We start from the raw sequence: 13,111 nt of genomic DNA on the forward strand, positions 1-13,111 counted from the left end.
ATGTTGACCAGCCTCGGAAGCGGGAAGTGTCGCATCTCTAACTGGGGCAACTGTCGCATTACTAAATGGCGGCTACATCAGAAAGTCGCATAACATGTATTATGGAACTAACGGGTCGGGCGCATACCCAGGAATTGCTGCGGCTTTCGCTGGTGGCGTCGAACTCCGCGGATTACTCCCTGCAATGCTTCGCGACTTCGAGATCTCTACCGAACGTTCGACAGACGAACTGCAACACGAACTGAGCAGCTGACGCTATCGTTCTGACTCGTAAGGAATTTCGACCACCATGCCGTCATAGGCCGGCACCACGTGATCCGGCGTTTCGGCCATCACGGCGGCGTAGTCGAGCGGCACATGCATATGGGTCAGCACGGCGTTCCTCGGCGCCAGCTTCTCGATCCACTCCAGCGCCTGGCCGAGCGACAGATGGCTGGGATGGGTGTTGTACTGCAGCGCGTCGATCACCAGCATGTCGAGGCCGCGCAAACGCTCGATGGTGGCGTCCGGGAAGCCGCTGATATCGGGGCAATAGGCAAGCCCGCCGATGCGGAAGCCGAGCGAGATGATATCGCCATGAAACTGCGGCAGCGGCTCTAAGGTGAGGGCGCCGCCCTCGCCTTCGATCACGACCGGCCTCGCGTGATCGATGATGTGAGCCTCGACGATCGGCGGATAAGAGCTGCCGGATGGCGTCTCGAAGCAATAGCGGAATGCCTGGCGCAGCCGCAGCATGGTCGGCTCGTCGGCATGGATGTCGATGCGATGGCGTTGCTCGAGCACGTAGCCGCGCAGATCGTCGATGCCGTGGATATGGTCGGCATGCGGATGCGTGTAGACGACCGCGTCGATGCGCTTGACGGAGGCCAGCAGCATCTGCTCGCGGAAATCCGGCCCGGTGTCGATGACGACCGTGGTACGCGCGCCGTCGGCGGCAATACGCTCGACCAGCGCGGCCGTGCGCATGCGTCGGTTCTTCGGATTCTTGGGGTCGCAATTGCCCCAATCGCCGGTGATGCGCGGCGTGCCGGGCGATGAGCCGCAACCAAGAACGGTAAAGCGCAGCCGGTCGCCCATGCCTCAGCCTGTCGCCCTGTCGGGACGCGGCATCTTGGTGAACAACCGGAAGAAGTTTCCGGTGGTGATATCGGCGATCTCGGCGTCGCTTACGCCGATGGTCTCGGCAAGCACCTTTGCCGTGTTCGCCACATAGGCCGGTTCGTTGCGTTTTCCGCGATGCGGGACCGGCGCAAGGTAGGGTGCGTCTGTTTCGACCAGCAGCCGGTCGCGCGGGACGTCGGCGGCGATGGCGCGCAATTCGGTGGAATTCTTGAAGGTCAGGATGCCGGAAAAGGAGACATAGCCGCCCAGCGCCACGCCGACTTCGGCCAGCCTGCGTCCGGACGAAAAACAGTGCAGAATGAAGGGGAAAGCGCCCTTCCCTGTTTCGTCCTCGAGGATCGCCGCCATGTCGTCGTCGGCATCGCGCGAATGGATGACCAGCGGCAGGCCGGTCCGGCGCGCGGCCGCGATATGGGTGCGAAAACCCTGCGCCTGCGCATCGCGCGGCGCCTTGTCATAATAGTAATCGAGCCCGGCTTCGCCGATCGCCACCACTTTGGGATGGTCGGAAAGTCGCACGAGCTCGTCGGCGGTGACGTCCAGCTCTTCCGCGGCATTGTGTGGATGGGTGCCGACCGAGCAATAGACCTCATTGAAAGTTTCAGCGATTTCAAGGATTTGCTGAAAGCGCCTCACGCGCGTCGAGATCGTCACCATGCGACCGATGCCGGCGGCGAGGGCGCGGGCGACGATAGCCGCCCGCTCCTCGGCGAAGTCCGGAAAGTCGAGATGGCAATGGCTGTCGACCAGCATCAGTTGTTGCCGTCCTGCTCGACATAGCGCGGAAACACGCCCTCCGGCGCCGGCAATGCCGCGCCGGGCACCAGCGCATGGTCGGCGTGGACATGCTCGAAAGCGCGTTTGCCCGCGGGCACGGCCAACAGGTCGAGCAGTTTCGCGGCCGATCCGGGAACGAAGGGCTGGCAAAGCAGTGCCACACGCCGCACCAGTTCGGCCGTTGCCCACAAGACGGTTTCCATGCGCTCCGGGTCGGTCTTCTTGAGCGCCCAGGGCTCCTGCGAAGCGAAATAGCGATCGGCTTCGGCAACAACGCCGAAGATCGCCGCCAGCGCCAGGTGGATGCCCTGCTCCGCCATCGCCCGACGCGAAACCGCCAACGCTTCGATCGCCTGGTCGAGGATCGCCGTGTCGGCCTCGGTAAGGTCGCCGCGCGCCGGCACCTTGCCACCACAGTTCTTGGCGATCATCGACAACGAGCGCTGCGCCAGATTACCGAGGCCGTTGGCAAGGTCGGCATTGGTGCGGTTGACGATCGCCTCATGGCTGTAACTGCCGTCCTGGCCGAACGGCACCTCGCGCAGGAAGAAGTAGCGCACGCGGTCGAGACCGTAATGTTCGACCATGGCGAACGGGTCGACGACATTGCCGACCGACTTCGACATCTTCTCGCCGCGGTTGAACAGGAAGCCGTGGGCAAAGACCCGTTTCGGCAGCTCGATCCCCGCCGACATCAGGAAAGCCGGCCAGTAAACGGCATGGAAGCGCACGATATCCTTGCCGATGACATGCGTGGCCGGCCAAAAGCTCCATTTCTGGGACTTGGTATCGGGATAGCCGGCGGCGGTGATGTAGTTGGTCAAAGCATCGACCCACACATACATCACATGCTTGTCGTCGCCGGGCACCGGAACGCCCCACTTGAAGGTGGTTCGTGAGATCGACAGATCCTTCAGGCCGGACTTGACGAAGCTCATCACCTCGTTGCGGCGCTCCGCCGGACCGACGAAATCCGGCTGGGTTTCATACAGCGCCAGCAACTTATCCTGATAGGCGGACAGCCGGAAGAAATAGCTTTCCTCCTCGTTCCATTCGACTGGCGACCCAAGCGGTTCGCGGCGCACGCCATCCTCGCCGAGCGTGGTTTCGCTCTCGTCGAAATAAGCCTCCTGCCGCACCGAATACCAGCCGCTGTAGCGGTCCAGATAGATGTCGCCATTCGCGGCCATCGCCTTCCAGATCGCCTGGCAGGACGCGTAATGGCGTGGTTCGGTCGTGCGGATGAATTCGTCATTTGAGGCGCCGAGGGTCTCGGTCATCGAGCGGAAGATTGCTGAATTGCGGTCGGCAAGCTCCAAGGGCGTGATGCCTTCCTTCTCGGCCGTCTGCTGCATCTTGAGACCATGCTCGTCAGTGCCCGTGAGAAAGAACACGTCCTTGCCGTCCAGCCGCTGGAAGCGGGCCAGCGCGTCGCTGGCAATGACCGTATAGGCATGGCCGATATGCGGCTTGCCATTCGGATAAAAGATCGGGGTGGTCAGATAGAATTTTTCGCGTGCCATGGATGAAATCGCCATGAATGTCTGAATGGGAAGTGTGGCGGTGGATATCTCATCGAGACGGCGATTGCCATCCCGAGGACAAGGCGCATTCACATTCGCATCGCAGAATTCAGGCGGTCGATCATGGTCAGGGCGTGCTGCTTCTTGTCGAGGTTGTAGGTCTCGGCCTCAGATATCGTGTTCAGCGCTTCGTGCCAAGCCTCGGACAGCGATTTGGCCCTGTCGAGGTCGCCGGCCAGCGCCGCTTCGCTGGCGGCGGCCGAAAGCAGGTCGAGCGCGCGGCGGTTGAAGATGTCGAACTGGATCGCCTGATCGCGTCCCGCCACGGCCTCGGCAAGGCGGTGGGCGCCGGCAATGTCGGGCTTCCTGGCCGCCACCAGTGCGTCGAGCGCGCCGGCGATCTCCAGCCCGCCATATTGGGTGAGCAGGATCGCGTTGCGGGCGCTGCCCCCTGCCCGCTCGGCAAGTGCTGCGCGCGCGGCCGGATCGTCCGGCGGCGGCGGCTCGACATTTTCCAGCACCGCCATCAGCTCGTCGGCGGCCAGAGGCGCCAGCCGCACCATCTGGCAGCGCGAGCGGATCGTCGGCAACAGGCTGCCCGGTGCGTGCACCACCAGAATGAACAGGGTGCGTGCCGGCGGCTCTTCGAGATTCTTGAGCAAGGCATTGGCGGCGTTGATGTTCATGTCGTCGGCCGGATCGACGATGACGACGCGGTAGCTGCCGTCATGCGAGGTCATCGACAGGAAGCGGCTGACCTTGCGGATCTCGTCGACGGTCAGCACCGTCTTGAAGCTCTTGGTCTTGTCATTGGCCGGACGGGTGAGATGCAGCACCGAAGGATGCGCGCCGGTGGCAATCTGGCGAAACAGCGAGGAGGCCGGATCGGGAACGGCGAGCGCGCCGGGCGCCGTCTTGAAATCCGGATATCTCAGAAGATGGTGCGCCATGTGGAACGCCAGCGTCGCCTTGCCGATGCCTTGCGGCCCGGCGAAAATCAGCGCATGCGGCAGCTTGCCGGCGCGGTAGGCGCCGGCAAGCATCCCTGCCGCCGTCGCGTGGCCGATCAGCCGCGGCGTTTCAGCCGGCTCAGGCACGCCGTCCAGCGTGTCATGCTGCTCGGGGGCGATGCGTTCGAAGATCATGCAGGCGCCGTCTCAATCCTTTGCGCCGGCATCCGTTCTTCCAGCGCCGCGAAGACGGCGGCGGTGACGACATCCTCCACCGTATCGGGATCGGCGGAAGCGTCGACGACGATGCAGCGCTCCGGCTCCGCCTCGGCGATGGCAAGGAAAGCCTCGCGCCGTCGCCGGTGGATGGCCAATGTCTCCTTCTCGAAGCGGTCGGCGGCGTCCCCGGCGCCGCGCCGCGCGGCGGCCCGCTTGAGGCCTTCAGCGGGATCGATGTCGAAGATCAGCGTCATGTCCGGCATCATGCCATTGATGGCCACTGCCTCCAGCGCCTTCATGAAATCGGCATCGAGCCCCCCCGTGACCCCTTGGTAGACGCGCGAGGAATCGATGAAACGGTCGCACAGCACGATCGAGCCGCGCTCGACCGCCGGCCGGATGACCTGCTCGACATGGTCGGAGCGCGCGGCGGCGAACAGGACCGCCTCCATCTTCGGGCCGAACGGCTCGGCCGCCCCGGACAGGAGCACATGCCTTACGGCCTCGGCGCCGGGCGATCCACCCGGTTCGCGGCTGACCAGCACCTCGTATTTCTTGGCGCGCATGCGCCGCGCCAGCCGCTCGATCTGCGTCGACTTGCCTGCTCCTTCGCCGCCCTCGAAGGTGATGAAAAATCCGCTCGCCAATCGAGACTGCCTTTGCCCGTGCTGGCCGCTGTCATAGCTCTCGTCCGACAAAAGGTCCACGAACTTGCCCGATCACAAATGTTTCTGACGCAGCCAGCCGACAGCGAGTTCCTTGGCCGCGTCCAGTGCGCGCTGCGGCAGCGTGCCCACCTTCACCGACTCGGCGGCATAGAGCGGCGTCTGCTGGCTCAGCGTGTCGCCTATCCAAACGCGCAGTTCCCCGACCGGTTGCCCTTCCTCGATCGGCGCCGACACCGGACCCTGGTAGACGATCCTGGCGGTCAGCTTGTCGCGGTTGGCGATCGGCAGAAAGATGTCCACGGGGCCTTTGGCTTTCAAGGCTAGGCCAGACTTGGCACCGCCGAAAACCTCTGCTTCGCCGACCACCTCGTCCTTGGCGAAGATCTCGGTCTTCTGGAATGACCGCGAGCCCCAGTCGAGCAGCTTACGCGCCTCTTCGGAGCGTTCGCGGTCATTTGCCAGTCCGCTGAGAGCGGCGATCACGCGCGTGCCGTTGTGGCTGACGGTGCCGACCAGGCCGAAGCCCGCCTGCTCGCTGGCGCCGGCCACGAAGCCGTCGGCCTCGATGCCCATGGCGATCAGCGGATTGCGGTTCCTCTGCGATATCTTGTTCCAGGTGAAGTCCGGCTGGCCGTAATAGTGGAAGAACTCCGGATAGTCGCGCCACAGATGCAGCGCCAGCATCGTCAGCTCCCGCACCGTCGTCTGCTGGCCGTCCGCCGGCAGGCCGGTCGAATTGACGAAGGTGGATTTCGAGAGGCCGAGCTGACGGGCGCGATCGGTCATCTGAGCGGCGAAATTCGCTTCCGAGCCCGCCATGCCCTCGGCGAGGACGATACAGCCGTCATTGGCCGCCTGCACGGTGACGCCCTGGATCAAATCCTCGACGCGGACCTCGGATTTGAGCTTGGCGAACATGGTCGAGGTCCCGGATGGCGCGCCGCCGGTGCGCCAGGCGTTTTCGCTGACGACGAAAGTGTCGTCGAGCGTGATCCGCTTCGACTTGATGGCGTTGAAGACCATTTCCATCGTCATCAGCTTGGCCATCGAGGCCGGCGGGATCGGCTTGTCGGGGTCCTTGGCGAAGAGCACGGTGCCGGTGTCGGCATCGATCATGAACGCCTGCGTCGCCTTCGTCTCGAAAAGCTGCGCGCATGCAGGCGCGGAGCAAAGCAGCGCCAGCACCAATCCCAGAAGGCTGGCGAAAGGTGGAAAAAGGCGCAATTGCATGAAATGTCGACCCAATCTGGGCAATACCGGAAAGCGTGGAGCCACCCGGAATTGCGCAAAACTACCCCGCGGCCAAGCTATCAGGATTATTTCGACCGGATCAACGGGCCGCGCGAATTTGATCAGTTACGCACAGCCAGCGCATCCGGCGCGCCATGCGACCAGGCTGCCTGAAGCAGGTCGTCGATGCTGCCATGGCCGTCCGGGTAGACGTTGACCGCATACCAGTCATTGCCGTCGAGTTCGGTGCGCTGGATCTCGGCCCGGCCGAACGGCTCGAGCGCCGCGGCCACGCGCTTTGCCTCCGCGGCCTCGTCGAAGGAGCCGGCGGCGACGTAGTCGGATGCGGGCGTCTGTTCCTGACGGATCGATTTCCGCCACGACTGCAGGACATCGGCCGGCGACATGCCGCCGGCATCGAGCGCCGCAAAGACATCCGCGCGCTTTACCCGTTCGTCCGCGTAAGACAGCGAAGCCATGGCGAAGGGCGAGTTCGACGGAAGCGTAAGATCCGGCCGTTCCGGTACGATCGGCCCGAAATCGGGCAGCACGACATCGCTGGCGCCCTGCACCGAGAATGCAGCCGGCTGCACGGCCGGCTGCTCCGACAGGCCCGGCTGCGCGGCAAAGGCCTCCCCCGAATTGGTCAATTGGCCAGGGAACGGCACGGCGGCCGGCGGCGCGCCCACCGGCAGGCTCGGCGATGGGCCGTTCATGGCCACCATCACGCCGGTCGGCAGGCCGTCCGAAGGATCCGGCCGGTTGTTGCCGGGGTGGTAGGAAGCCACCAGATACTGGTCGTCGTCGCCGTCGAGCGGCGCGCGGCCGACATATTCGACTTTGACCCTGGCCGTGCCGACCTTGGCATAGTCGAGCATCTGCGCCGCGCGTTCGGAGACGTCGATGATGCGGCCTTCGTGATAGGGGCCGCGGTCGTTGACGCGCACGATCACCGAGCTGCCGGTCTCCAGATTGGTGACGCGGGCATAGCTCGGCAGCGGCATCGTCGGATGCGCCGCCGTCAGATGCGTCATGTCATAGATTTCGCCATTGGCGGTCAGACGGCCGTGGAACGCATCGCCATACCAGGAAGCAAGCCCGACCTTGGCGTAGCCCTTGTCTTCCTTGGGATAGTACCACCTGCCGCGCACCTGGTAGGGCTTGCCGAGCTGGTCGCGGCCGCCGCCGCGCCGCATGAACTGGACACGCGGACTCGCTTTCACGCCATATTCGGATTCGGCGAAATATTCCTTGGAGCGGGCCTTCTTGTAGACCATCCCTTTGGGTTCGGGCTGCGAGGCGCAGGCAGCCAAAAGCAGGCCCGAAAGGGCGCACAGGGCGAAAACAGAAGCGCGACGAAGACGCGGGCGCGCCGAAATCTGCATGTTTTCGATTGTCCCCTACCGTGCTGCCACCCGTCGGGGCCAGAAGTCGCCCGCCAGGCCAACACCTTGATCCCCAATCCCTTTTGCACAGGAATTGCTTATCACGATGTTAATCGATTATGGCCGCAACAGGGCGAGATTATGGCGCGAGGCGGTACCACCACGCTCGGAAAATCCGCGCTCTTCGAGAATGCCCTGCTGCCAACAACGTCGGCCCACAAGATCGACGGCTTCAAATCCGACTAAGAGTAAAGGTTGTCCGCTAATCCGCCCGCGCATCGGACGGCACCTGCTGGGCCGTCGCACGAGACAGCATGCCACGCTTTGTCAGCACGGGTTTCTCGTAGGTTTTCTTCATGATTGCCCCCTGTTTGAAATATTAGCAGATTGAGATTGACAGGCTCTTGACGGCACTGTCAATGCAACGAACCGGCTGTCCCCGGCTCCGCAAAACAATGGATTGAGCCGTTCCTGCGATTGACAGGTCTTTGCGCATCGCACTAGAGCATGGGCGCTCTCGATCCTGTCGGCACGGCCTTTGGCACCAACAGGACGAAGCGCCTCGTGAAAATCACGATGGAGGGATGGCCGAGCGGTTTAAGGCACCGGTCTTGAAAACCGGCGTGGGCGCAAGTTCACCGTGGGTTCGAATCCCACTCCCTCCGCCACAATGACTTGATTTAATTTAATAATTTAGCATTTTTCAAAGCTTACCCGCCAAAATGCCCGCTATTCGAAATGCTATTGATTCAGACGGTATGCGACGCCATGCAACAGCATCTCTCACCCTCTTGGCAGCTTATGAATCTCCAACCTGACCGGCCCGCCCCTGTGAAAATCCATGCGTCCCGCCGGCCATGACGTGCTCTGATAACGTCCCTTTCCAGGTCGTGTTGCTTCGCCGCAACAGGGCATTGAAATCGCCTGAAGGCTCGGAAGTACAGATATTGCCGCTAAGACGTTGCTCCTATAGCCCCTGATGCGTAACACGGAGCCTGGCATGAAATCGATTCTGCTCGCGACCGCAACTCTCATTGCTTCTACTGGCGGCGCTTTCGCTGCTGGCGTTCTAGCCTCGGACCCGGTGGCGTCTACGTACAACTGGACGGGGCTCTACGTCGGGGCTCAAGCCGGTTACGAGTGGGCGAGGACCAGCTACAGTTTCAACGGCCCTCACGCCCCTTACCCAAGCGGGACTTTTACTCCAAGCGGCTTTGTTGGTGGCCTGTACGTTGGATACAATCACCAATTCGACTCGCCGCTTGTCGTTGGTGTGGAAGGCGATATCGAATACGCCAATGTCAAAGGCAGTTTTAACAAGCCAATTTTAAGTTTGGGTGCCGGTAGCGCCGATTTGCGCTGGCAAGGCTCCGCGCGCGTTAGGGTCGGATACGCCTTCGATCGCTTCCTGCCCTATGTTACCGGTGGCGTTGCCTTTGGCAATTTCCGCTTTGCCGGCGGCCCGGACCCGGCAACTTTGCAATCTTGGACGAAGACCAAAACCGGTTGGACCATCGGTGCCGGATTGGAGTACGCGTTCGCTGATAAATGGAGCGCGCGACTAGAGTATCGCTACACTGACTTCGGGACCGCAAGCGGAAATGAGGCCCCAGTCTTTCCGGATGTGATCGAAACTATGAAAATTCGAGACCACGCAGTTCGCGTTGGTGTGAGCTACAAGTTTTAATCTGCCCACTTGCCTCTGCCATTGCGACCGTCGCAAAGCTCACCAGCAAGCCAGAATGGACCCCTACCTTTACCCCACTTGCCATTCCCTAGGTCGAGCGCACCATTGATCGTTGAATTCGTTGTGAAGTTGTCGCAGATCGACCGCGCCAGCGCCTGTTTGAATATTTGCTGCTCTTCCGCCCAACCTCCCTCTCGCAACCAACAGAAGTTCGGCGAGCTATGGAATCGAAGAGTTTAAAAACCACTCCCTCCGCCACCTTGCATCGCGGTTCAAGCTTCGCAGGATCGGGGCGCGATCCTCGGTCGAGGTTGGTCGCCAGTCCCTCTACCAGTTCACCTTGAGACCGACATCGCCGCCATAACTCTGCAAGCCGTCACCGAACTTGCCGTCGAAGGCGGCGAACATCGAGGTGTTTGAGCTCCAGTTCATCTTCAGCCCGGCATTGACCGCAACCGCGTCCTCGGCGGCCGAGGTGCCCTGGATGACGAAGGAAGTGCCCGGAGCCGCCTGGAAGCTTGGCTTCACCGAGCGGTCCGGCTCGAACTCATGCACCCAGGCCGCGCGGCCAGGCCTGCAGCGACTGGCCGTCGCCGACGCCGATCGTGGTATCGAGCTGCAGGCCCAGCGAGACCGGCAGCGAAATGACGACGCGGTGATCGAAGCTCAGCCCCAACGCGCCGCCGTCAGACGAAGCGGCCTCCGGCGCGCATTGGTGGAACGATCAACGGTTGGTAAAACACCGTTTATTTGATTTCTCGGACAAAATATGCTGCTTCTCGCGCCCATGAAAAAGCTCTGCCTGATGGTTCTGGCGTCGCTGACGCCGGTCTTGCCGGCCAAGGCGATGGACAATGCATTGCGCGCCGGCCTGATGAAACTCGATCCGCAGACTCGCCTCGAGCAGCGCTGTGACGCCGAGGTGCTCGACCGGATCAGCCACGACGATCGCAACTACAAGGCCGACCGCGTCGTGGCCTACGCCTTCGCCACACCGCAAATGAGCGCCGATGCCATCAAAAGCTCGGGCGCCGCCTTCCGCAGCAATGGCCAATGGTACCGGCTGAAGTTCAAATGCCAAACCGCGCCGGACCACATGCAAGTGCTGCAGTTCCGCTACAAGATCGGCGACGAAATCCCGGAATCCGACTGGGCCAAATATAATCTCTACGACTAGTTTTCGGCCTCGCCAGCTTGCCGGCGACCACCCGAAATCCTTGAGGGCTTGCGCCGGCGGCGTTGTTTTCCGGCGATGTCCAAACCTGCGCCTTGACGCCGATGGACCATGCCTTTAGGGCCGTCTCGGTAAAGGCTACGCTGATTTCAGGCAAGGATTTCTAGTCGATGGAAATATTCACTGCCGCAGGCCTTTCGGCTCTCCTCCAGGTCGTCGCAATCGACCTCGCGCTCGCGGGCGACAACGCGATTGTGATCGGCTTGGCGGCGGCCGGGCTTCCCGCGGATCAGCGCAAGCGCGCCATCCTGGTCGGCATCGCGGCAGCCACTGTCCTGCGCATAATCTTTGCCCTGATCACGCAATGGCTGCTGAGCATCGGCCCGATGCTACTCATCGCTGGCGGGCTCCTGCTTCTGTGGGTGTGCTGGAAGATGTGGCGCGAGCTGCGCGTCAGCCACGAGGATGAGCGCGACGCGACAGAAGCGCTGTCGAACGGCGACTACAACAAGGACGGCAGGATCTCTGGCAAGGGCCCGCGCAAGACCTTCTCGCAAGCCGCCTGGCAGATCGTCATCGCCGACGTTTCGATGTCGCTCGACAACGTGCTTGCCGTCGCCGGCGCGGCCATGAAGCATCCCACGGTGCTGATCATCGGATTGGTCCTTTCGATCGCGCTGATGGGCTTTGCCGCATCCTTCGTCGCGCGCCTGCTGCACAAGTACCGCTGGATCGCCTATGTCGGCCTGCTGATCATCCTCTATGTCGCGGTGAACATGCTTCTGGGAGGCGCCGTGCAGCAGTTTCCCGACCATTTTGCCTTCCTAGCGCCATGGTTCGGGCCGGACGGCCACTGACGCCTTTTCAGGCGAGCGTTTGCCGCATCGCCTTTTCCTGGCCGGCTGGCAGGTTTGCATCTCTGCCGAAGCGTGCTATTGCGCCGCGCGAAATGGCTCAAAGCCGCGCGCGTAGATCGATCTCCGGAGCCTGAGGCTCAATCCTCGATCTCGCTCTCATCTCTTGGAAAAAAGTCCATGTCCGCCCCACGCGTCAGTTTCGTCAGTCTTGGATGCCCGAAGGCGCTCGTCGATTCCGAGCGCATCATCACGCGGCTTCGCGCCGAAGGCTACGAGATCGCGCGCAAGCATGACGGCGCCGACCTCGTCGTGGTCAACACCTGCGGCTTCCTCGATTCCGCGCGCGACGAGTCGCTCAACGCCATCGGCTCGGCGCTGTCGGAGAACGGCCGCGTCATCGTCACCGGCTGCCTCGGCGCCGAGCCGGAGGTCATCCGCGAAAAACACCCCAATGTGTTGGCGATCACCGGCCCGCAGGCCTATGAGAGCGTGATGGCGGCGGTTCACGAGGCGGCTCCGCCGAGCCACGATCCCTATGTCGACCTGTTGCCGCCGCAGGGCGTGAAGCTGACGCCGCGCCACTACGCCTATCTGAAGATTTCCGAGGGCTGCAACAACCGCTGCACCTTCTGCATCATTCCGGCGCTGCGCGGCGATCTCGTCTCGCGCCCGGCCGCGGACGTGCTGCGCGAAGCCGAAAAGCTCGCCAAGGCCGGCGTCAAGGAGATCCTGGTCATTTCGCAGGACACCAGCGCCTACGGCATCGACATCAAGTACCAGACGTCGATGTTTGGCGATCGCGAGGTGCGGGCGAAATTCCTCGACCTCTCCGAGGAGCTCGGCAAGCTCGGCATCTGGATACGCATGCATTATGTGTACCCGTACCCGCATGTCGCCGACGTCATTCCGCTGATGGCCGAGGGAAAGATCCTCCCCTATCTCGACATTCCCTTCCAGCACGCCTCGCCACAGGTGCTGAAGAACATGCGGCGCCCCGCGCATGGCGAAAAGACGCTGGACCGCATCCGCGGCTGGCGCGAGGTCTGCCCGGACCTCGCCATTCGCTCGACCTTCATCGTCGGTTTCCCCGGCGAGACCGAAGACGATTTTCAGATGCTGCTCGACTGGCTGGACGAAGCCAGGATCGACCGCGCCGGCTGTTTCAAATACGAGCCGGTAAAGGGCGCGCGCTCCAACGACCTCGGGCTGGAGCAGGTGCCGCAGGAGATCAAGGAAGCGCGCTGGCACCGGTTCATGCAGCGCCAGCAGAAAATCTCGGCAGCGCAGCTCGCCAGGAAGGTCGGCAAGCGCCTGCCGGTGCTGATCGACGAGGCGCATGGCACATCCGGCAAAGGCCGCACCAAATACGATGCGCCGGAGATCGACGGCTCGGTGCACATCCAGTCGCGGCGGCCGCTGCGTGCCGGCGAGATCGTCACGGTCAAGATCGACCGCGCCGACGCTTACGACCTTTACGGCTCGGCGGTCTGACAGCCCACGCGAACCTTCGCAGTTTCAA

At 62.6% G+C, this 13,111-nt stretch carries 13 protein-coding genes and 1 tRNA gene; 5 read left to right on the plus strand and 9 right to left on the minus strand.

The window, feature by feature from the left end:
• Positions 1 to 255 precede the first annotated feature (255 nt).
• From FJ424_RS25455 to FJ424_RS25485, 7 genes are all read right to left on the minus strand, one after another.
• Entirely contained in the window at positions 256 to 1,077 is an 822-nt protein-coding gene (locus FJ424_RS25455; RefSeq protein ID WP_140657777.1) for an MBL fold metallo-hydrolase, read from the minus strand.
• A gap of 3 nt (positions 1,078 to 1,080) precedes the next feature.
• Positions 1,081 to 1,875, minus strand: coding sequence for a TatD family hydrolase (locus FJ424_RS25460; RefSeq protein WP_140657779.1), 795 nt, complete (start codon positions 1,873 to 1,875; stop codon positions 1,081 to 1,083).
• Entirely contained in the window at positions 1,875 to 3,422 is a 1,548-nt protein-coding gene (metG, locus tag FJ424_RS25465; RefSeq protein WP_140657781.1) for a methionine--tRNA ligase, read from the minus strand. Before metG ends, FJ424_RS25460 begins: the two co-directional genes overlap by 1 nt.
• Before the next feature lie 89 nt (positions 3,423 to 3,511).
• The gene (locus FJ424_RS25470; RefSeq protein WP_140657784.1) at positions 3,512 to 4,567 is read right to left on the minus strand and encodes a DNA polymerase III subunit delta'; all 1,056 of its coding nucleotides are present in this window, start codon (positions 4,565 to 4,567) and stop codon (positions 3,512 to 3,514) included.
• Complete coding sequence (gene tmk, locus FJ424_RS25475; protein WP_140657892.1) at positions 4,564 to 5,238, minus strand: dTMP kinase; 675 nt, start codon at positions 5,236 to 5,238, stop codon at positions 4,564 to 4,566. Before tmk ends, FJ424_RS25470 begins: the two co-directional genes overlap by 4 nt.
• A gap of 72 nt (positions 5,239 to 5,310) precedes the next feature.
• Positions 5,311 to 6,489, minus strand: a complete 1,179-nt coding sequence (locus tag FJ424_RS25480) for a D-alanyl-D-alanine carboxypeptidase family protein (RefSeq protein WP_140657786.1) — start codon at positions 6,487 to 6,489, stop codon at positions 5,311 to 5,313.
• A 122-nt stretch (positions 6,490 to 6,611) separates the two neighbouring features.
• Entirely contained in the window at positions 6,612 to 7,874 is a 1,263-nt protein-coding gene (locus tag FJ424_RS25485; RefSeq protein WP_140657788.1) for a septal ring lytic transglycosylase RlpA family protein, read from the minus strand.
• 578 nt (positions 7,875 to 8,452) lie between these two features.
• Here FJ424_RS25485 and FJ424_RS25490 point away from each other — a divergent pair.
• Both FJ424_RS25490 and FJ424_RS25495 read left to right on the plus strand, forming a co-directional pair.
• A tRNA-Ser gene (locus FJ424_RS25490) sits at positions 8,453 to 8,542 on the plus strand.
• Positions 8,543 to 8,874: 332 nt separating this feature from the next.
• Complete coding sequence (locus FJ424_RS25495; protein WP_181175523.1) at positions 8,875 to 9,561, plus strand: outer membrane protein; 687 nt, start codon at positions 8,875 to 8,877, stop codon at positions 9,559 to 9,561.
• A gap of 327 nt (positions 9,562 to 9,888) precedes the next feature.
• Here the strand turns inward: FJ424_RS25495 and FJ424_RS25500 are convergent, their stop codons facing one another.
• Both FJ424_RS25500 and FJ424_RS34380 read right to left on the minus strand, forming a co-directional pair.
• A complete protein-coding gene (locus FJ424_RS25500) occupies positions 9,889 to 10,116 on the minus strand; it encodes an autotransporter outer membrane beta-barrel domain-containing protein (RefSeq protein ID WP_140646208.1) in 228 nt (75 codons plus the stop codon).
• Positions 10,109 to 10,237 carry a hypothetical protein gene (locus FJ424_RS34380; RefSeq protein ID WP_281405447.1) on the minus strand — a complete coding sequence of 43 codons (129 nt, stop codon included), beginning with the start codon at positions 10,235 to 10,237 and terminating at the stop codon, positions 10,109 to 10,111. Before FJ424_RS34380 ends, FJ424_RS25500 begins: the two co-directional genes overlap by 8 nt.
• Before the next feature lie 93 nt (positions 10,238 to 10,330).
• Between FJ424_RS34380 and FJ424_RS25505 the strand changes: the two genes are divergently transcribed.
• From FJ424_RS25505 to rimO, 3 genes are all read left to right on the plus strand, one after another.
• On the plus strand, positions 10,331 to 10,738 hold the full coding sequence (locus FJ424_RS25505) for a DUF930 domain-containing protein (protein WP_181175524.1): 408 nt from the start codon (positions 10,331 to 10,333) through the stop codon (positions 10,736 to 10,738).
• Between the two features lie 167 nt (positions 10,739 to 10,905).
• The gene (locus FJ424_RS25510) at positions 10,906 to 11,592 is read left to right on the plus strand and encodes a TerC family protein (RefSeq protein ID WP_140657791.1); all 687 of its coding nucleotides are present in this window, start codon (positions 10,906 to 10,908) and stop codon (positions 11,590 to 11,592) included.
• Positions 11,593 to 11,769: 177 nt separating this feature from the next.
• Positions 11,770 to 13,083, plus strand: a complete 1,314-nt coding sequence (gene rimO / locus FJ424_RS25515; RefSeq protein WP_140657793.1) for a 30S ribosomal protein S12 methylthiotransferase RimO — start codon at positions 11,770 to 11,772, stop codon at positions 13,081 to 13,083.
• Positions 13,084 to 13,111: the final 28 nt, after the last annotated feature.

It is taken from the genome of Mesorhizobium sp. B3-1-8 (assembly GCF_006439495.1).
In the GTDB taxonomy this organism is placed as follows: Bacteria; Pseudomonadota; Alphaproteobacteria; order Rhizobiales; family Rhizobiaceae; genus Mesorhizobium.